This window comes from Synechococcus sp. MIT S9220 (genome assembly GCF_014304815.1).
Taxonomy (GTDB): domain Bacteria; phylum Cyanobacteriota; class Cyanobacteriia; order PCC-6307; family Cyanobiaceae; genus Synechococcus_C.
In genome coordinates this window covers 2,250,956-2,266,932 of record NZ_CP047958.1, presented here as the reverse complement: position 1 = coordinate 2,266,932, position 15,977 = coordinate 2,250,956, and the positions used below count along the sequence as shown (strand labels likewise).

Sequence of the window (15,977 nt, the reverse complement as noted above, 5' to 3'; positions counted from 1 at the left end):
CGTATCTGCCACAGTTTCTTCATCGCTAGTCAGGCCATGACTCCCCCGGACGCCCTGTTGAGAGCGGCCATGAATCGTCTAATCGCCCGGGTGGGTGAAGGTGTGGCCGATGCAGCTGCTGGTGTTGCTGTTGCTGTTCAAGATGCGCCTGAGCGCTTTCGGCAGGAATGGGATCTGTTTCAGGAAGAGGTCAAGGCAGAAGCCGAACGTTTGCAACACGAGCAACAGCCCCGCTCAGCATCCGAAGCTGATCGCTCGGGTACAGAGCATGAGTCGCTGCAGCAGCGCATCGATCGGCTGCGTGCTCAGGTTGCTGACTTGAGCACGCGCTTGGAGGAACGGTCTTGAGTCGTTGGTGGGCGCGCCCTCTCCCTTGGCGCAGGGGGCTGAGAGCGCTGCGCATTTGGCGCACGGTGTTGGTGCTGCTGTGCCTGCTCTGGTGGGACAGCTGTGGCTGGACGTACCCAGGCGGGGTTTCTCCGGAGCGTCGTCAGACCCGTCAGCAGCAGCGCGCCCGCTGGCTGACCAGGGAATTGCTCCATCTCGGTTCGGCGTTCATCAAGCTCGGTCAATTGCTTTCGGCGCGTCCTGATGTGCTGCCGGCGGGCTGGGTCGCTGAACTGGCTGATCTGCAGGACAAGGTTCCGGCTTTTCCGTTTGATCAAGCCCAGGCTCTGTTGGAAGCAGAGCTGGGTGCGCGCTGCGCGGAGATCATTGATCTCGATGAGAACCCCCTTGCAGCTGCATCGTTGGCCCAGGTGCATCGAGCCAGCCTGCGCAGTGGTCGTCAGGTGGTGCTCAAGATTCAACGACCCGGTTTGGAGTCGCTCTTCCGGCTTGACCTGGAGGTGATGCAACAGGTGGCATCTGTGCTGCAGCGTCATCCTCAGTGGGGCCGAGGTCGTGACTGGGTGGCCATCGCTCAGGAATGCCGGCGTGTGCTGTTGCGTGAGCTGGATTTTCGTCTGGAAGCACAGCACGCTGCCCGCTTTCGTCAGCAGTTTCTGGATGACCCCCGCATTCGTGTTCCCGGTGTGATTTGGGAGCTGAGTACCCGTCAGGTGCTTTGTCTCGATTACTTGCCGGGCATCAAGATCAATAATCGTCCTGAACTCCTGGCGGCTGGCATTGATCCGGGTGAGGTCGCTGAGATCGGTGCCGCCAGCTACCTGCAGCAGTTGGTGCGTTTCGGCTTTTTCCACGCCGATCCCCATCCCGGAAATCTGGCGGTTGCCAGCGATGGTGCTCTGATCTACTACGACTTCGGAATGATGGGGCAGCTGTCCGAGCGGTTGAGACGACGGCTGGGTTCCATGGTTCGGGCAGCGGCGTCTCGCGATGCATCGGCTCTGGTGGAGGAGATGCAGGTGGCTGGTGTGATCGCCACAGATGTGGATCTCGGGCCTGTGCGGCGTTTGGTTCGTCTGATGCTGCGAGATGCACTCACGCCTCCCTTCAGCGCTTCGGTGATCGACAAATTGTCGGGTGATCTCTACGAGCTGGTTTATGGCCAACCGTTTCGTTTGCCGGTGGAGCTGATCTTTGTGATGCGAGCGCTGTCGACTTTTGAGGGAGTGGGACGCAGCCTCGATCCCGGCTTTAGCCTGGTGGGGATTGCCAAGCCTTATCTGCTGCCTCTCATGACTTCCAGTGGATCCGGTTCCAATGATCTCTTCAATGAACTTGGCCGTCAGGTGGGCGCCCTGAGTTCTCGGGCCGTGGGGATTCCCCGTCGCTTGGATGAAAGTCTCGAGCGACTCGAACAGGGAGATCTGCAGCTCCAGATCCGCATGGGTGAATCGGATCGTCAGTTCCGCCGCATGGTCACCGCTCAGCAATCCATTGGTCAGTCGGTGCTGCTCGGAGGCCTGGCTCTGGCGGCGGCTGTCATCGGTGCCAGCGTTCGTCCGCTCTGGGCTCTGCTGCCACTGGGTGCGGCGGTCCCGGTCGGGATGGGCTGGCTCAAGCTTCAGGTGAAACTTCGCAAGGATGCCCGCATGGAATCCTTGTCGTCTTCAAAAGGCTGAATCGCTTTCTTAATCACTTCACTGGCCGAGTTGTTGTTGCTCTGGCGTCAAAACTTCAACACGATTGTGTTTTAACAATTTTGGTTGAAATATTCCCTAATGTTCCCATTCGCTCTTGCTGAAGTCTCTGCAATCAATGTTTTGATTGTTTTGGTGAAGCCTTCGCTTTTTTGGGGCTGATGTTGGTCAGAGCAGTTGATCTCAAGGTCATCAAAAAGGCCATTCACTGAGGTTGATCCTCCGGTGAATGACCTGTTCTGAGTTCTGAGCTCTGATGGTTGAATCAGGCGTTGCCGTGGGGGCCCTGGCCTACTGCACCGGCATACACAGCCTGGCTGCCCAGTTCATCCTCAATGCGCAGCAGCTGGTTGTACTTGGCAACGCGCTCACTTCGGCTCAGAGAACCCGTTTTGATCTGGCCAGCCCGTGTGGCGACAGAGAGATCGGCGATGGTTGTGTCTTCGGTTTCACCGCTGCGGTGGCTGATCACGCTGGTGTATCCCGATCGACCGGCGAGGTCGATGGCCTGAAGCGTTTCAGTGAGAGAACCGATCTGGTTCACTTTGATCAAGATCGAGTTGGCGGTGCCGCTGTCGATGCCCTGTTGCAAGCGCTTGGTGTTGGTCACGAACAGGTCGTCACCCACCAGTTGCACCTTGCCGCCAAGGCGCTCGGTCAGCAATTTCCATCCTTCCCAGTCGTCTTCGGCAAGGCCGTCCTCGATCGAAACGATGGGGAACTTCTCAACTAGCTGTTCAAGTTGGCCAACCATTTGAGCGCTGTCGTAGCTGCCGCCATCAAAGGCATAACGACCATTCTCGAAGAATTCGGTACTGGCAACATCCAGAGCCAGAGCGATCTGTTCGCCAGGCTTGTAGCCGGCCTTTTGAATCGCTTCCACCAGAATCTCGCCCGCTTCCACGTTGCCCAGATCAGGAGCGAAGCCTCCTTCATCACCCACGGAGGTGCTCATGCCTTTGTCCTTGAGCAGTCCCTTCAGGGTGTGGAACACTTCGGTGCCCATGCGCAGCGCCTCTCGGAAGCTTGGGGCGCCATGGGGAACCAGCATGAATTCCTGGAAATCCAGGCTGTTGGCGGCGTGCGCGCCACCATTGATCACATTCATCAGTGGCACTGGCAACAGCGTGGCCATCGGTCCGCCCAAATAGCGGTAGAGCGGCAGTCCAAGACCATTGGCCGCTGCTCGGGCATTGGCCATGCTCACCGCCAGGATTGCGTTGGCGCCGAGGCTGGACTTGTTGTCGCTGCCGTCGAGTTCCAACATCGCTGCGTCTACGGCTGCCTGATCCAGGGCCGAGAGTCCACAGAGGGCGGGGGCTATGCGCTCCTCGATGTGATTCACGGCCTGGATGACGCCCTTGCCCATGTAGCGATCGCCGCCATCGCGCAGCTCGTGGGCTTCGTGGGCACCGGTGCTGGCACCACTAGGCACGATGGCCCGACCACTGGCTCCACCTTCCAGCAAGACCTCGGCTTCCACCGTTGGATTTCCGCGGGAGTCGAGCACCTCACGGGCCACGATGGTGTCGATGACGAGGTCGAGGGAATCGAACACGTGATGCGGATCAAAGACTTGGCGATCCTATGGGTCCCCCTGCAACGCTGATTCCTCATCCCTGCCAACAGGCCGCGACCCCTGCTGCTTCTCTACCGCTGATCTTGGGGATGCACCATGCTGGTGACAGCGATTGACCCCGATCATGCGCATGCTGCACACCATGCTTCGGGTTGGCGATCTGGAGCGATCGCTTTCTTTTTATACCGATGTCCTGGGCATGCAGTTGCTTCGCCGCAAGGACTATGCCTCCGGTCGTTTCACACTGGCCTTTCTGGGCTACGGCGACGAAAAGGATCACACCGTGCTGGAGCTCACGCATAACTGGGACACCGAGCATTACGACCTGGGTGATGGGTATGGCCACATCGCACTCGGGGTGCAGGACATCCATGCCACCTGTTCGGGGATCGCTGAGCGAGGTGGAAGGCTCGTGCGCGCACCGGGCCCGATGAAGCACGGCAGCACTGTGATCGCTTTTCTGGAGGATCCCGATGGATACAAGGTGGAGCTGATTGAGCTTGCGTCCCGATCGACGGCCGCTTGAGTGGAGTCGCCCGCGATGACATCCGATTTCGGCGTGACCCCTCAACCTCCAGCCAGTCTCACGGTGGAGCCAGACCGTTTCAGCGATGACGCCTGGGAGCTGTTGCTCTCTGCCCAGGATTCAGCCCGTCGCTGGCGTCACGGTGATCTGGATGTGGAGCATTTGCTGCAGGCTCTTTTCAGTGATCCACGCTTTGAGGCGATCGTGGCCTCATTGTCATTGCCTCAAGACCAGTTGCTCGATCAGCTCGAGGGCTTTTTGGAAGACCAGCCCATGGCGCGAGGAGATGAGCTGTTTGTCGGTGAAGATCTTGAGACCTTGCTCGAGGTGGCCGACAGCGTGCGTGGGCTCTGGGGGTCAAGGCTGATCGATGTGTCGCATGTCTTTATTGCCATCGGCCGTGATCCACGGATCGGCGCTGATCTGCTGTCTCGTTTCGGCTTGCCGGCCGATCGCCTGGAGGCCGAGCTGCGCAGACCCACCCCATCCGCTGCCTCTCCACCGCTCAATCCTCCTGCTCCTGTCATGCGTTCAGCAGCGCCAACGCCTGTTGTTCCACCTGTTCAGTCGTTGCCTGAGCCTGTTCAGATCGGGCAGGGGCCGTCGGACCCCCTTGAAGATTCGGCGCTTGACCTGGCCAATGAGCCAGGGCCCATGGCGCTGGATCGTTATGCCCGTGACCTCACTGCCGCTGCGGCGCAGGGCCTCCTGGATCCTGTGGTCGGTCGTGATAGCGAGATCCGCAGCTTGATCAAGGTGCTCTCGCGTCGGGGTAAGAACAATCCGGTTCTGATCGGAGCGCCCGGTGTGGGCAAGACGGCCATCGCCGAGCTGCTGGCCCAACGCATCGTTGCCGGCGAAGTCCCGGAATCGCTTCAGGGATTGCGGCTTGTTGCCTTGGATGTGGGTGCTCTGATCGCTGGCGCCAAATTTCGCGGGCAGTTCGAGGAGCGCCTGCGAGAGGTTCTGCAGGAGGTGAGTGATCCAGAGGCTGGAGTGGTGCTGTTCATCGATGAATTGCACACCGTGGTCAACAGCGACCGCTCCAGTGCCGACGCTGGCAGCCTGCTCAAGCCTGCTCTGGCCAGAGGCGATCTGCGTTGTATTGCTGCAACCACGCCAGAGGATTACCGCCGCACAGTGGAAAAGGATCCAGCTCTGAACCGTCGCTTTCAGCAGGTGCAGATCTCCGAGCCTTCGATCGACCACAGCGTCGAGATTCTGCGGGGCGTGAAGGAGCGCTACGAGCTGCATCACGGCGTGACGATCACCGACGCCGCAGTGACAGCTGCTGCACGCCTTGCCGATCGATACATCAGTGATCGTTGCCTGCCAGACAAGGCCATCGATCTGATCGACGAAGCGGCGGCACAACTCAAGATGGATGTGACGTCTAAGCCCCAGGTGGTGGAGGACGCCGAGATGGATCTGCGTCGCGTTGAACTGGCTGTTCTCGCGGCAGAGCAGGCTCCTGAATCGGAGCGTGTGCAGCTTCAGCGCCAGCGACTTGAGGCTTCGTCTCAACTCACTCAGCTGCGTGAGCGCTGGCAGGCAGAGCGGGAACAGCTGCAGGAACTGCGCCAGCTGCTGCAGGAAGATGAGGATCTACGCCATGCCGTTGCTGAAGCAGAGCGCCAGGGCGATCTTGAAGAAGCTGCGCGGCTTCAGTACGACCAGCTGCATCGTCTTCAGCAGCGTCGCTGTGACCTGGAGGAGTCGCTCAAGAAGGCGCAGCAAGACGGCACGGCATTGTTGCGGGAGCAGGTGGAAGCCGAGGACATTGCCGATGTGGTGGCGCGTTGGACAGGGATTCCCATTCAGCGCCTGCTGGCAGGCGAACGTCAGAAGCTGCTGGAGCTTGATCAGCGCCTGGGGGAGCGTGTCATCGGCCAGTTCGATGCGGTGGGGGCTGTGGCCGCGGCGATTCGCAGGGCCAGAGCCGGCATGAAGGATCCTCGACGCCCTGTGGGTTCATTTCTGTTTCTGGGGCCGACAGGTGTGGGCAAGACCGAACTGGCTAAGGCTCTCGCTGGCCAACTGTTCGATGAGGAGGAGTCCATGGTTCGCCTCGACATGAGCGAGTTCATGGAGCGCAATGCCGTCGCGCGCTTGCTCGGTGCCCCCCCCGGTTATGTCGGTTACGAGGAAGGAGGGCAGCTGACCGAAGCGGTGCGTCGTCGTCCTTACGCCCTGTTGCTTCTCGATGAGGTGGAGAAGGCTCACCCTGATGTGTTCAATGTGCTGTTGCAGGTGCTGGATGACGGACGTCTCAGCGATTCGCAGGGGCGCACGGTCGATTTTCGCCACACCGTGGTCGTGATGACCAGCAATCTGGCCAGCCGGGCCATTCTTGAATCAGCCCGCCAGGACAGGGAAGCGGGAGCACCAAGTGATCCATCCGCTCTAGATGGGGCTGTAGATGAAGCTCTGGGGCGACATTTTCGGCCTGAATTCCTGAACCGCATCGATGAAGTGATCCGGTTTCAGCCTCTTGGACTCGACGATCTCAACAAGATTGTGCGCCTGCAGTTGGCTGATCTGGCCACGCTGCTGAGAGAGCAGGGGCTGGAGCTGCGCGTTGAGGAAGGTGTGATTGAAGCGATCGTGAGCCTCGGTTATGAGCCGGAGTATGGAGCGAGGCCCTTGCGCAGGGTGCTGCGTCGTCGTCTGGAGAATCCCCTGGCGACTGAGTTGCTGGAGGAGCGTTTCAGCGATGCTCAGGCGGTTCGTGTGCAGGCTGGAGCGACTCCGAACGACCCCTTCCTGTTCGAACCTGAATAAGCGCTTATTGAGGCGTCCGGTACGATATTCAATTGCTGTCACGTGCCTTAAAAGCCGGCGTCAGCACCGGCCCAGACGACTTTTTGATCCGTCATCCGTGACCAGCCCCACTTCCGAGGACACCACAGCAGCGACGACGCCCCCCTCATCAGGCCCTGAACAGCCTGAGAAAAAGGGCGGTTTTCTGCAAGCCACCTTTGAAGAGTTGAAGCTTGTGGTCTGGCCCAGCCGACAACAGCTGTTCAGCGAATCCATCGCCGTGATCCTGATGGTGAGCCTCTCCGCTGCGGCCATTGCCGCTCTGAGTCGCTTCTACGGCTGGGCTGCGTCCCAAGTGTTCCGTTGAGTCCTTATCCGGTCTGATCCGGTGCATTTTCCCAGTTCATCCTTCGCTCCTGCCCTGCCTCGTGTCTGATCTCGATCAAAGCCAGTCGGACTCCAGTGAGGTGCTTGATCTTCCTGCGCCGAATGACGGAGAAGAGGGCACCCTTGAAACCCCCACAATCCGCACGGGCGTTGCCCGCTGGTATGCGGTTCAGGTGGCATCAAGTTGCGAGAAAAAGGTGAAGGCCACGCTCGAGCAGCGGGCTGTGACGCTCGGTGTGAGTAATCGCATTCTTGAGATCGAAATTCCCGAAACGCCTGCGGTCAAAATCAAAAAAGACGGCAGCCGCCAGTCCACTGAGGAGAAAGTGTTCCCCGGTTATGTGCTTGTGCGCATGGTGCTGGATGAAGACACGATGATGGCCGTGCGCAGCACCCCAAACGTCATCAACTTTGTCGGGGCGGAAGATCGTCGTGCGACCGGTAAAGCACGTGGTCACATCAAGCCACGCCCCTTAAGTCGTCAGGAAGTCGACCGCATCTTCAAGCGTGCTGCCGAGAAGAAGACGGTTGTCAAAGTCGATCTCATTGAGGGTGATCAGATTTTGGTCACTGCCGGTCCGTTTAAGGATTTCCAGGGTGAGGTCATTGAGGTGTCGGGTGAGCGCAGCAAGCTCAAGGCACTCCTCTCCATCTTTGGCCGTGAGACACCGGTCGAACTTGAGTTTTCCCAGGTGAGCAAGCAGAACTGATATTGGCGGCGGCCGTCTCCCTGCGGAGGGCGGCCTGAGGGGTGGTTCTTCACCCCGCCGCACCTGCCCCGAGGGCCAGGTGATCCGCAGATGTTCAACTCCGTCCGCCGATGGCCAAGAAAGTCGTAGCTGTGATCAAGCTGGCCCTTCAGGCCGGCAAAGCCAACCCTGCACCGCCCGTGGGTCCTGCCCTCGGTCAGCACGGGGTCAATATCATGGCGTTCTGCAAGGAGTACAACGCCCGCACCCAGGACAAAGCCGGGTTCGTGATTCCGGTGGAAATCTCGGTCTTTGAAGACCGCAGTTTCACCTTCATCACCAAGACGCCCCCAGCGTCCGTGTTGATCACCAAGGCTGCTGGAATCGCTAAAGGTTCCGGAGAGTCCGCCAAGGGAAGCGTTGGCTCCATCAAGCGATCCCAGCTTGAGGAAATCGCCAAGACCAAGCTGCCCGACCTCAACTGCACCAGCGTTGAGTCGGCCATGCGCATCATCGAAGGCACTGCCCGCAACATGGGCGTCGCCATCAGCGACTGACGCTCCAGCGCCAGTCATTGCTCACTTCCAATTTCTTCAGGGGGAGACCTTGCGGTCGTCTGAACCCCATCTAAGCCATGCCAAAACTTTCCAAACGCCTGGCCAGCCTCGTTACCAAGGTTGAAGAGCGTGCTTACGAGCCGCTTGAAGCCATTCAGCTGGTCAAGGACAACGCCAACGCCAAGTTCGACGAGACCATGGAGGCGCATGTGCGTCTCGGGATCGATCCCAAATACACCGATCAGCAGCTGCGCACCACCGTGGCACTGCCTCACGGCACCGGTCAGACCGTGCGCATTGCGGTGGTCACCAGTGGTGAGAAGGTTGCAGCCGCCAAAGCAGCCGGCGCCGAGCTCGCAGGCGATGAGGATCTGGTCAACACCATCAGCAAGGGGGAGATGAACTTCGACCTGCTGATCGCTACCCCAGACATGATGCCCAAAGTGGCCAAACTGGGTCGTGTGCTCGGCCCCCGTGGTCTGATGCCCAACCCCAAAGCCGGTACCGTCACGACCGATTTGGCGGCCGCCATCAAGGAGTTCAAGGCTGGCAAGCTCGAATTCCGTGCTGACCGCACCGGCATTGTGCACGTGCGTTTCGGTAAGGCCAGCTTTGATGCTGACAACCTGCTCGACAACCTGAAAATGCTTCAGGAGACCATTGATCGCAATAAGCCCAGCGGTGCCAAGGGTCGTTATTGGAAGAGCCTGTATGTGACCTCCACGATGGGTCCTTCAGTGGAAGTGGATATCTCAGCCCTTCAGGACATCAACAAAGAGGGTTGATCCAGCTCATCCCAGCCTGACGCCAGCCAGCCTCCACTCCGGTGGGGGCTTTGTTGTAGGTTTGACTACTGGCGAAAGCCAGACAACGGGCACGCGCCCGGCCAAAGACAGCAGGTTGCTTCAAGCGGTTTTTACGAACCGTTCCAGATGCATTAAGTCCTGCCGAGGCAGACGCGACGATTTTGCTCCCTCATGGGATTGGATCGATACGCGGCCTCGTCTCCTTCGGGAGCACTGAACGGCCGTGTGTCCAGCTTGTTCCCCCGATCCGATCCAAATCCTATGGGCCGCACTCTGGAGAGCAAGCAACAGATCGTCGAAGAGCTCAAGCAGCTCCTCGGTGAGGCCGAAATGGCATTGGTCCTGGATTACCAGGGTCTCTCCATCAAGGAAATGTCTGATCTGAGGACTCGTCTTCGGGCCAGCAACGGCGTTTGCAAGGTGACCAAAAACACCTTGATGCGTCTCGCCATTGATGGTGATAGTGCCTGGTCCAACCTCGATCCCCTTCTGAGCGGTACCAACGCTTTCGTCCTGGTTAAGGGCGATGTCGGCGGTGCAGTCAAGGCCCTTCAGTCTTTTCAGAAGGACACCAAGAAGTCCGAAACCAAGGGCGGCCTTTTCGAAGGCAAGCTCCTGTCTCAGGACGAGATCAAGGCCATCGGTGACCTTCCCACCAAGGAAGTGCTCATGGCTCAGATCGCTGGTTCCATCAATGCCGTTGCCACCAAGGTGGCTGTGGGCATCAACGAGGTTCCCTCCGGTCTTGCTCGGGCGCTCAAGCAGCACGCCGATTCCGGCGAAAGCTGAACGTCTTCGACCCGACTGTTTTTTTGATCTGTTGCTGAATCCCAACCATGTCTGCAAAAACCGACGAAATCCTCGAATCGTTGAAGTCCCTTTCGCTGCTTGAAGCTTCCGAGCTTGTTAAGCAGATCGAAGAGGCCTTCGGCGTCTCCGCAGCCGCATCCGCGGGTGTGGTGATGGCTGCCCCCGGCGCTGCCGCTGGTGGTGGTGGCGAGGCCGCTGAAGAAAAGACCGAATTTGATGTTGTGCTGGAAAGCTTCGATGCTTCCGCCAAGATCAAGGTCCTCAAGGCTGTGCGCGAAGCCACAGGCCTTGGCCTGGGCGATGCCAAGGCCATGGTCGAGGCTGCTCCGAAGACCATCAAAGAAGGTGTCTCCAAGGATGACGCCGAAGCCCTCAAGAAAGCCATTGAAGAGGTGGGCGGCAAGGTCACTCTCAAGTGATTTTGTTGGATCGGCGGCCTGCGCTTGCCGATCCTTTCCCTTCAATCGATACCGACCTTCGGGTCGGTTTTTTCTTGTCTGGATGACTGCAGCGAATCGGGTTTGGCTGTGCAAAAAAAAAGCTCTGCCTTAAGCAGAGCTCAGAAGTGAAACGCATGACCGGAGTCTGTCCTTGTTTCGACCCGGAAGAAGCGTTTTTCCACTCCTCACACTTCGACAACGTAAAAAATTGCTTAGGACATTGCGCGTTGTGCTGGGGCGCTCTGTCAACTGTCCTTCCGTGAGGCCGCGGCTCAGGGTCGGAAGGGAATCACTGTCAGACGGACCGGTCCACTTGGCTGTGAAGGCGGCTTGGGCAGGCCGGCGGTGAAGGTCAGGCTTCGATCAAACGTTCTCGCTTTGCTGACGGCCATCAGCGTGTTCATCGGCTTCGGATTGGCGAAATACACGTGGCTCAGTGTGCGCCCCTTGTAGCTGCGGCGTTCGAGCGACCAGCCTGGCTCCAGCGTCATTTTCACAAAGGCGTTTTTATCCCTGCGTACTTTGTTGGCTCTAGCCACTGTGATGCCGCTACCGCGCACAGAGTCCATCGCCTGCAATGCCAGACCGTTTCTGCTCTGTTTCAGGCGCAGGCGATAGCGCTTGTCGACATCGTTGCCGGACGTGCGCAGCGAGTAGCCGTTGCTGTCCAGGTAGCGACTGCAGATTCCCGTGAAATCGAAGTTGTTCAGAGAAGGGTTCATCAGTCCGTCCTGACGTTCCTCCCAGCAGAGCGGCCTGGCTTTGATCTGTTCCAGCACCAGAAGCTTCCAGCGATCTCGTCCCACGGCCTGGGCCAGGATTGCGAAACGTTCTTCTTGCAGTGGACTGCTGTCGAACAGGGCCCGGGCCCATCCAGGCAGGCTCCCGGCCATCGCCGCCAGTCCCACGGCAGCAGCACTCAGCGCTGCTTTGCGGAAGTAGGTTCGGCCCATGGCCCAGTCCTCCTGGGTGTTCAAGAACCGTGTTGTACCGAAGAAGGCGTGGGGTGACCAATGGCTGAGGCTGATCAGAGAGGTCGCGTTGTGGCCGCTGCCACTGACGGAGCCTGCAGCGGTAATCCTGGCCCTGGAGGCTGGGGGGCCTTGATCCGCTTTGAGGACGGCAGTGTGGAGGAGTTCGGGGGTGCCGACCCGGCCACCACCAACAACCGCATGGAGCTGCAGGCAGCGCTGGCCATGTTGGAGAGGCTGGCGGAGCTGCCTCGTCATCCCGATCTCACCCTGCGGACCGATAGCAAGTACCTGATCGATGGCCTGGGCTCTTGGATGGCGGGTTGGAAACGCAAGGGCTGGAAAACCGCAGCGGGCAAACCCGTGCTCAATCAGGACCTCTGGCAGTCCCTCGACGCTGCCCGCCTCTCCGATGTGCCGCTGACCTACGTGAAAGGTCACAGCGGTGACCCGGATAACGATCGGGTCGATCAGATCGCTGTGGCTTTCTCCAAGGGGACATCGCCAAGGCTTGGTCGAGCGTCTCAAGCTGCCCCCTCCAAACTCGACAGAACAGCGGATGGGCCACAAACGCAGGGAGATGACTTGGCACCTGAATCCCTGCAACAGCTGCTCACCAGGCTGGAACTGGCCGATCGTTTGGCTGCTGGCGGATATGCCCTGTCCCTGGTGGAACTGGCCCAGCTGGTGGAGCAACCGCTGACGCGCCTGGCTGAACGACAACAGACTTGGAGCTGGCGTGATTGGCTGGTCGAACCGGCCGAGGGCGATTGCTGGCGGCTGCGCCGCGCCGAGGCAGGATCGAGATAGATCGAGGAACCCAGATGACCCAGCCGTCATCGTCCGGGGTGATGTCCACCGCAGGTTTCTATCGGCGCTGGTTGGGACCTGTGCTGGCCAAAGACGAAGGCGTGGATGCTGAACAGCTCAGCCGTGCTGCCCTTCAGGCGTTGGGTCAGTGCAGTCTTCGCCGCGAGTGGCCGGGGTTGTCCGGTGTCCTTGATGGTGTGGCAGCTGAACTGACACGCCGTGACCTGCGCTTGGAGCAGGTGTTATTTGGATGCCGTTTCAGCAACCCCGTGGGGCTGGCGGCTGGTTTTGATAAGAACGGGGTTGCCGCTGGGGTCTGGGATCGTTTTGGCTTTGGGTTTGCCGAAGTCGGCACCGTCACCTGGCATGGCCAGCCAGGAAATCCGAGGCCGCGGCTGTTTCGTTTGGCCCAGGAGCGCGCGGCATTGAACCGCATGGGTTTCAACAACAAAGGTGCAGAGGAACTGCGTCGCACCCTCGAGCGACAGGCTCTCCCGCCGCGCGGTCAGCGACCTGCCGTGCTCGGGATCAATCTCGGTAAATCGAAGATGACGCCGCTGGAGCTGGCGGCTGATGACTACGCCTCGTCGCTGGAAATGTTGGCGCCACTGGCCGACTATGCAGTGATCAATGTCAGTTCGCCGAATACCCCTGGTCTTCGTGACCTTCAGGATGCCACTCAGTTGCGACGACTGGTGGAACGCTTGCGCAGGCTGCCGGGCTGTCCGCCACTGCTGGTGAAGATCGCACCGGATCTCGAAGATGACGCCATCGATGGCATCGCCCGCCTGGCCTATGAGGAGGGGCTCGCCGGTGTGATTGCCGTCAACACGAGTCTCGATCGGCTTGGTTTGGGTCAGCGGGTGCTGAGCCAAACCGGCCGCAGCCTTGCCCAGGAAGCTGGGGGTCTCAGCGGTGATCCGTTGCGCCAGCGGGCTTTGGAGGTGCTGCGTCGGTTGCGTGCAACTGCTGGTCCAGCACTGCCGCTGGTGGGGGTCGGTGGGATCAGCACGCCCGAGGCCGCCTGGGAGCGGATCGCTGCCGGAGCGTCTTTGGTTCAGCTGTACACCGGTTGGATTTTTGAAGGTCCGGACCTGGTGCCTCGAGTGCTGGAGGGGCTGATCGAGCAGCTGGATCGTCACGGCATCCGTCACATCAGTGAAGCGGTGGGTAGCGGCGCCCCCTGGCACTAGCCGATACCCTTCGGGCAGGGTCGCAGCACCCACTGGCTTGGAGTTGCATCGTGGTGCTTGCAGAACTGCGTGATCGTTTCCCTGCTTTGGACAGCTGGGTGATGCAGGTGCAGGGTCTGCTCGATCCACGCCGAGTGCTGCTTGCACCGGAGGATGAAGCGCTCAATCTGGCCTGCTGGTCGCAGGATGACTGGGCCTTGTCGAATCTTGTTCTTCCGCCTGATTTATGCCGCTTCGGCCAGCCTCTGAACCGTGAGGCGCTGGGGGAGACCATTGCTGATCTGCTGCTGGAACAGGGACTGAGTCATCCTCAGGTTGAGGTTGAGCTGCTGTTGCCTCTCACAAGTTGTCAGTGGCGTCTGCTTGAGGGGGCAGCATCGGCTGCGCTGAGCTGCGGCGCTGAGCTGCGGCAGCTTCAGCCTCAGCTGGGCTGGTCTCTGGCTGTACAAGACAGTTACCTGGATCTGCTCCCTCAGCCGCGAGCCGATTCGGCCCTGGTTGTGGGGACGGATCGACTGCTACTGCAGGCCTGGGTGAGCACCCTGGAGGAGGCGGATCTTCTATTGCGGCGTGCTGAATGGGTGTTGTCGGCCGCCTGGCGAGGGCTTCGCGATTCCCAGGCTGGCACTGATGAGCGACTGGTCTGGTTGGTGGAGCAGGCGGGTCGCTGGCGGTTGTTGTTGTTACGCAAGGGTTGTCCAGAGTTTGATTTCAACCTGCAGTCCTCGGAGCACCGTGCGCTCAGGCATGAGGTGCTGGAGCTCGTTGAAGCCTGGGATCCAGTCGGCATGCCGGGGTGGTGGATCACCGCCGCACCTGAGTGGCAGGGCTATTGGGGCGCAGAGCATGATTCCCGGCATGGACCTTTGCATTCCGATGCCGAAATGTCGTTGTTCGAGCTTGCTCTGACGGCGTCCCGGGGGAGGGACGATGCCTGATCGATCGGTTGAACAGCAACTGCCTGATCTCCTGCGGGAACGCAGGCTCGAGCTCGGTTTGCCCGAGCCTGCCGGGTCATTGCAACCCATGCGCCCGTTGCTGTTGCGCGGGGCCTTGATCGGTGGGATGGCGGTGCTTCTTTCCCTTGGTTCGATCGTTGTGATCGGACGGATCGAGAGCCAGCAGCAACAGCAGTTGCAGATGCTGTCGCCATTCGAGCAGCGAGTGCAATCAACGGAAGGCCGCCTGCGTATTGCCAAGCGAAAAGTGGCCACGATTCGAGAGAACAATTTGCAAATCGCTGAGCAGTTGGTGGCTGTGCCGGCGGGCTCACCCCTGCTGGTGCAGTTGGGCCTTGTAACGCCAGTGGGCGTTCAGCTCGAGGATGTTTCGGCGCAGAACGACTTGATCAAAGTGTCTGGAAAGGTGGGGCTGGGTGGTCAACCAGGTCCGCTTGAACGAGTCAACGCTCTCCAGCTCGCGTTGGAGCGCTTGCCGATCTCCCAGACGAATGGTGTCAAGGTCTTGAAAGTCACCAGGGATGATGGCGAGGCGCCTTCGGTGCGCTTCAGCCTTGAGTGGTCGCTCGATGCCACGGCTAAACCCTCCCTTCAGCAGCTTCAACAGCTCGGTGCGGTTGGCCTAGCGCAGCGCTATCGCTTGCTGGAGCAGCAGGGGGTTGCACCGTGACCAATCTCAGTCCTGATCGTCCAGCCTGGCGGCAACGAATCACCAGGGAGCGCGTGTTGGTTGCCGTTCCGGCTGTGATTGGTTTGGCGTTGTCTTCTGGGGTGTTCGCTGCAGTGGGATGGCCGGGATTGGATCGGCTCGATCAACAGCGTCAGCGGATCGCAGAGCTTTCTAGCAAGCGTGACACTCTTCCTCTTTTGGAGGCTCAGCTCAAACAGAGCGACAAAATGCTTGGTGAAGTGATGCAGCAACAGGCTCAGCTGATGAGCCTGTTGGCAGGTCGTGGCCAGATTCAGACGTTTCTGGCTCAGCTCAGCCGCATTGCCGCCGCAAGCGGTGTGGTGATCACTCTGTATGAACCGGTCCCGGCGAGTTCATTGGAAGCCTCGAATCGCAGCGGAACCAGGGATCAGAAAAGCAAGGGCACGGGTAGTGCAAAAGAGACCAACGATCCACTCAAGGAGCTTGGATTTGAGAAAAGCTCAGTTTTGCTGCAGGTGGAGGGGCCTTATCAGGGATTGCTGAAGTTCTTGAGAGGCATGGAGCAGCTTGAGCTTCTTGTGCAGCCGAGTGATCTCGAGCTCACTGCTCTCGAGGCTCCCGCAGAAGTTGAAGGTCAGTCGGTGAAGATCGATCTGCCTCGCACACGATTGAAGTTGAGGCTGACATTTTTTGATTCAGTATCGAAGGCTGGCGACGGTGCCTTGAGATCTACGGGGTCTTCTGACACGAAGGGAAAAGGAGAACAACCTTCGTAAGGCGGACTTCTGATCTA

Annotated in this window: 17 protein-coding genes; 15 read left to right on the top strand and 2 right to left on the bottom strand. The window is 59.5% G+C overall.

The window, feature by feature from the left end:
• Positions 1 to 36: 36 nt before the first annotated feature.
• Positions 37 to 348 carry a hypothetical protein gene (locus SynMITS9220_RS12515; protein WP_186989640.1) on the top strand — a complete coding sequence of 104 codons (312 nt, stop codon included), beginning with the start codon at positions 37 to 39 and terminating at the stop codon, positions 346 to 348.
• Positions 345 to 2,027 (top strand): AarF/ABC1/UbiB kinase family protein, encoded by a 1,683-nt coding sequence (locus SynMITS9220_RS12510; protein WP_186989638.1) that lies wholly within the window; start codon positions 345 to 347, stop codon positions 2,025 to 2,027. The genes SynMITS9220_RS12515 and SynMITS9220_RS12510 overlap by 4 nt, the downstream gene beginning before the upstream one ends.
• A 283-nt stretch (positions 2,028 to 2,310) precedes the next feature.
• Here the strand turns inward: SynMITS9220_RS12510 and eno are convergent, their stop codons facing one another.
• Entirely contained in the window at positions 2,311 to 3,603 is a 1,293-nt protein-coding gene (gene eno, locus SynMITS9220_RS12505; RefSeq protein WP_186989636.1) for a phosphopyruvate hydratase, read from the bottom strand.
• A gap of 145 nt (positions 3,604 to 3,748) precedes the next feature.
• Here eno and gloA point away from each other — a divergent pair, with 145 nt between their 5' ends.
• From gloA to rplL, 8 genes are all read left to right on the top strand, one after another.
• A complete protein-coding gene (gene gloA, locus SynMITS9220_RS12500; protein WP_186490900.1) occupies positions 3,749 to 4,150 on the top strand; it encodes a lactoylglutathione lyase in 402 nt (133 codons plus the stop codon).
• Positions 4,151 to 4,165: 15 nt separating this feature from the next.
• On the top strand, positions 4,166 to 6,931 hold the full coding sequence (locus SynMITS9220_RS12495; protein WP_186989634.1) for an ATP-dependent Clp protease ATP-binding subunit: 2,766 nt from the start codon (positions 4,166 to 4,168) through the stop codon (positions 6,929 to 6,931).
• A gap of 97 nt (positions 6,932 to 7,028) precedes the next feature.
• Positions 7,029 to 7,277, top strand: a complete 249-nt coding sequence (gene secE / locus SynMITS9220_RS12490; protein WP_066909273.1) for a preprotein translocase subunit SecE — start codon at positions 7,029 to 7,031, stop codon at positions 7,275 to 7,277.
• Between the two features lie 61 nt (positions 7,278 to 7,338).
• Positions 7,339 to 8,007 (top strand): transcription termination/antitermination protein NusG, encoded by a 669-nt coding sequence (gene nusG / locus SynMITS9220_RS12485; RefSeq protein WP_067096071.1) that lies wholly within the window; start codon positions 7,339 to 7,341, stop codon positions 8,005 to 8,007.
• Positions 8,008 to 8,117: 110 nt separating this feature from the next.
• Positions 8,118 to 8,543 (top strand): 50S ribosomal protein L11, encoded by a 426-nt coding sequence (gene rplK, locus SynMITS9220_RS12480; RefSeq protein ID WP_067096075.1) that lies wholly within the window; start codon positions 8,118 to 8,120, stop codon positions 8,541 to 8,543.
• Positions 8,544 to 8,620: 77 nt separating this feature from the next.
• Positions 8,621 to 9,328, top strand: coding sequence for a 50S ribosomal protein L1 (gene rplA, locus SynMITS9220_RS12475; protein ID WP_186989632.1), 708 nt, complete (start codon positions 8,621 to 8,623; stop codon positions 9,326 to 9,328).
• A 282-nt stretch (positions 9,329 to 9,610) separates the two neighbouring features.
• On the top strand, positions 9,611 to 10,138 hold the full coding sequence (rplJ, locus tag SynMITS9220_RS12470) for a 50S ribosomal protein L10 (RefSeq protein WP_186989630.1): 528 nt from the start codon (positions 9,611 to 9,613) through the stop codon (positions 10,136 to 10,138).
• Between the two features lie 47 nt (positions 10,139 to 10,185).
• Positions 10,186 to 10,578 carry a 50S ribosomal protein L7/L12 gene (gene rplL / locus SynMITS9220_RS12465; protein ID WP_066909258.1) on the top strand — a complete coding sequence of 131 codons (393 nt, stop codon included), beginning with the start codon at positions 10,186 to 10,188 and terminating at the stop codon, positions 10,576 to 10,578.
• A gap of 293 nt (positions 10,579 to 10,871) precedes the next feature.
• Here rplL and SynMITS9220_RS12460 read toward each other — a convergent pair whose 3' ends face one another.
• Positions 10,872 to 11,552, bottom strand: coding sequence for a DUF3747 domain-containing protein (locus SynMITS9220_RS12460; protein WP_186992228.1), 681 nt, complete (start codon positions 11,550 to 11,552; stop codon positions 10,872 to 10,874).
• A 60-nt stretch (positions 11,553 to 11,612) separates the two neighbouring features.
• Between SynMITS9220_RS12460 and SynMITS9220_RS12455 the strand changes: the two genes are divergently transcribed.
• The 5 genes from SynMITS9220_RS12455 to SynMITS9220_RS12435 are packed head-to-tail and all read left to right on the top strand — an operon-like array spanning position 11,613 to position 15,960.
• Positions 11,613 to 12,380, top strand: coding sequence for a ribonuclease H (locus SynMITS9220_RS12455; RefSeq protein ID WP_186989627.1), 768 nt, complete (start codon positions 11,613 to 11,615; stop codon positions 12,378 to 12,380).
• 14 nt (positions 12,381 to 12,394) lie between these two features.
• Positions 12,395 to 13,573, top strand: a complete 1,179-nt coding sequence (locus SynMITS9220_RS12450) for a quinone-dependent dihydroorotate dehydrogenase (protein ID WP_186989625.1) — start codon at positions 12,395 to 12,397, stop codon at positions 13,571 to 13,573.
• 50 nt (positions 13,574 to 13,623) lie between these two features.
• Entirely contained in the window at positions 13,624 to 14,511 is an 888-nt protein-coding gene (locus SynMITS9220_RS12445; protein WP_255483124.1) for a hypothetical protein, read from the top strand.
• The gene (locus SynMITS9220_RS12440) at positions 14,504 to 15,202 is read left to right on the top strand and encodes a pilus assembly protein (protein ID WP_186989623.1); all 699 of its coding nucleotides are present in this window, start codon (positions 14,504 to 14,506) and stop codon (positions 15,200 to 15,202) included. Before SynMITS9220_RS12445 ends, SynMITS9220_RS12440 begins: the two co-directional genes overlap by 8 nt.
• Entirely contained in the window at positions 15,199 to 15,960 is a 762-nt protein-coding gene (locus SynMITS9220_RS12435; RefSeq protein WP_186989621.1) for a hypothetical protein, read from the top strand. The genes SynMITS9220_RS12440 and SynMITS9220_RS12435 overlap by 4 nt, the downstream gene beginning before the upstream one ends.
• The last annotated feature ends 17 nt before the right edge of the window (positions 15,961 to 15,977 follow it).

What these genes read in the sequence shown, in the direction of transcription:
- SynMITS9220_RS12515 (WP_186989640.1), top strand. Translation starts at nt 37, where the DNA reads ATGACTCCCCCGGACGCCCTGTTGAGAGCGGCCATGAATCGTCTAATC.
- gloA (WP_186490900.1), top strand. Translation starts at nt 3,749, where the DNA reads ATGCGCATGCTGCACACCATGCTTCGGGTTGGCGATCTGGAGCGATCG.
- SynMITS9220_RS12495 (WP_186989634.1), top strand. Translation starts at nt 4,166, where the DNA reads ATGACATCCGATTTCGGCGTGACCCCTCAACCTCCAGCCAGTCTCACG.
- rplK (WP_067096075.1), top strand. Translation starts at nt 8,118, where the DNA reads ATGGCCAAGAAAGTCGTAGCTGTGATCAAGCTGGCCCTTCAGGCCGGC.
- rplA (WP_186989632.1), top strand. Translation starts at nt 8,621, where the DNA reads ATGCCAAAACTTTCCAAACGCCTGGCCAGCCTCGTTACCAAGGTTGAA.
- rplJ (WP_186989630.1), top strand. Translation starts at nt 9,611, where the DNA reads ATGGGCCGCACTCTGGAGAGCAAGCAACAGATCGTCGAAGAGCTCAAG.
- rplL (WP_066909258.1), top strand. Translation starts at nt 10,186, where the DNA reads ATGTCTGCAAAAACCGACGAAATCCTCGAATCGTTGAAGTCCCTTTCG.
- SynMITS9220_RS12460 (WP_186992228.1), bottom strand. Translation starts at nt 11,552, where the DNA reads ATGGGCCGAACCTACTTCCGCAAAGCAGCGCTGAGTGCTGCTGCCGTG.
- SynMITS9220_RS12455 (WP_186989627.1), top strand. Translation starts at nt 11,613, where the DNA reads ATGGCTGAGGCTGATCAGAGAGGTCGCGTTGTGGCCGCTGCCACTGAC.
- SynMITS9220_RS12450 (WP_186989625.1), top strand. Translation starts at nt 12,395, where the DNA reads ATGACCCAGCCGTCATCGTCCGGGGTGATGTCCACCGCAGGTTTCTAT.
- SynMITS9220_RS12440 (WP_186989623.1), top strand. Translation starts at nt 14,504, where the DNA reads ATGCCTGATCGATCGGTTGAACAGCAACTGCCTGATCTCCTGCGGGAA.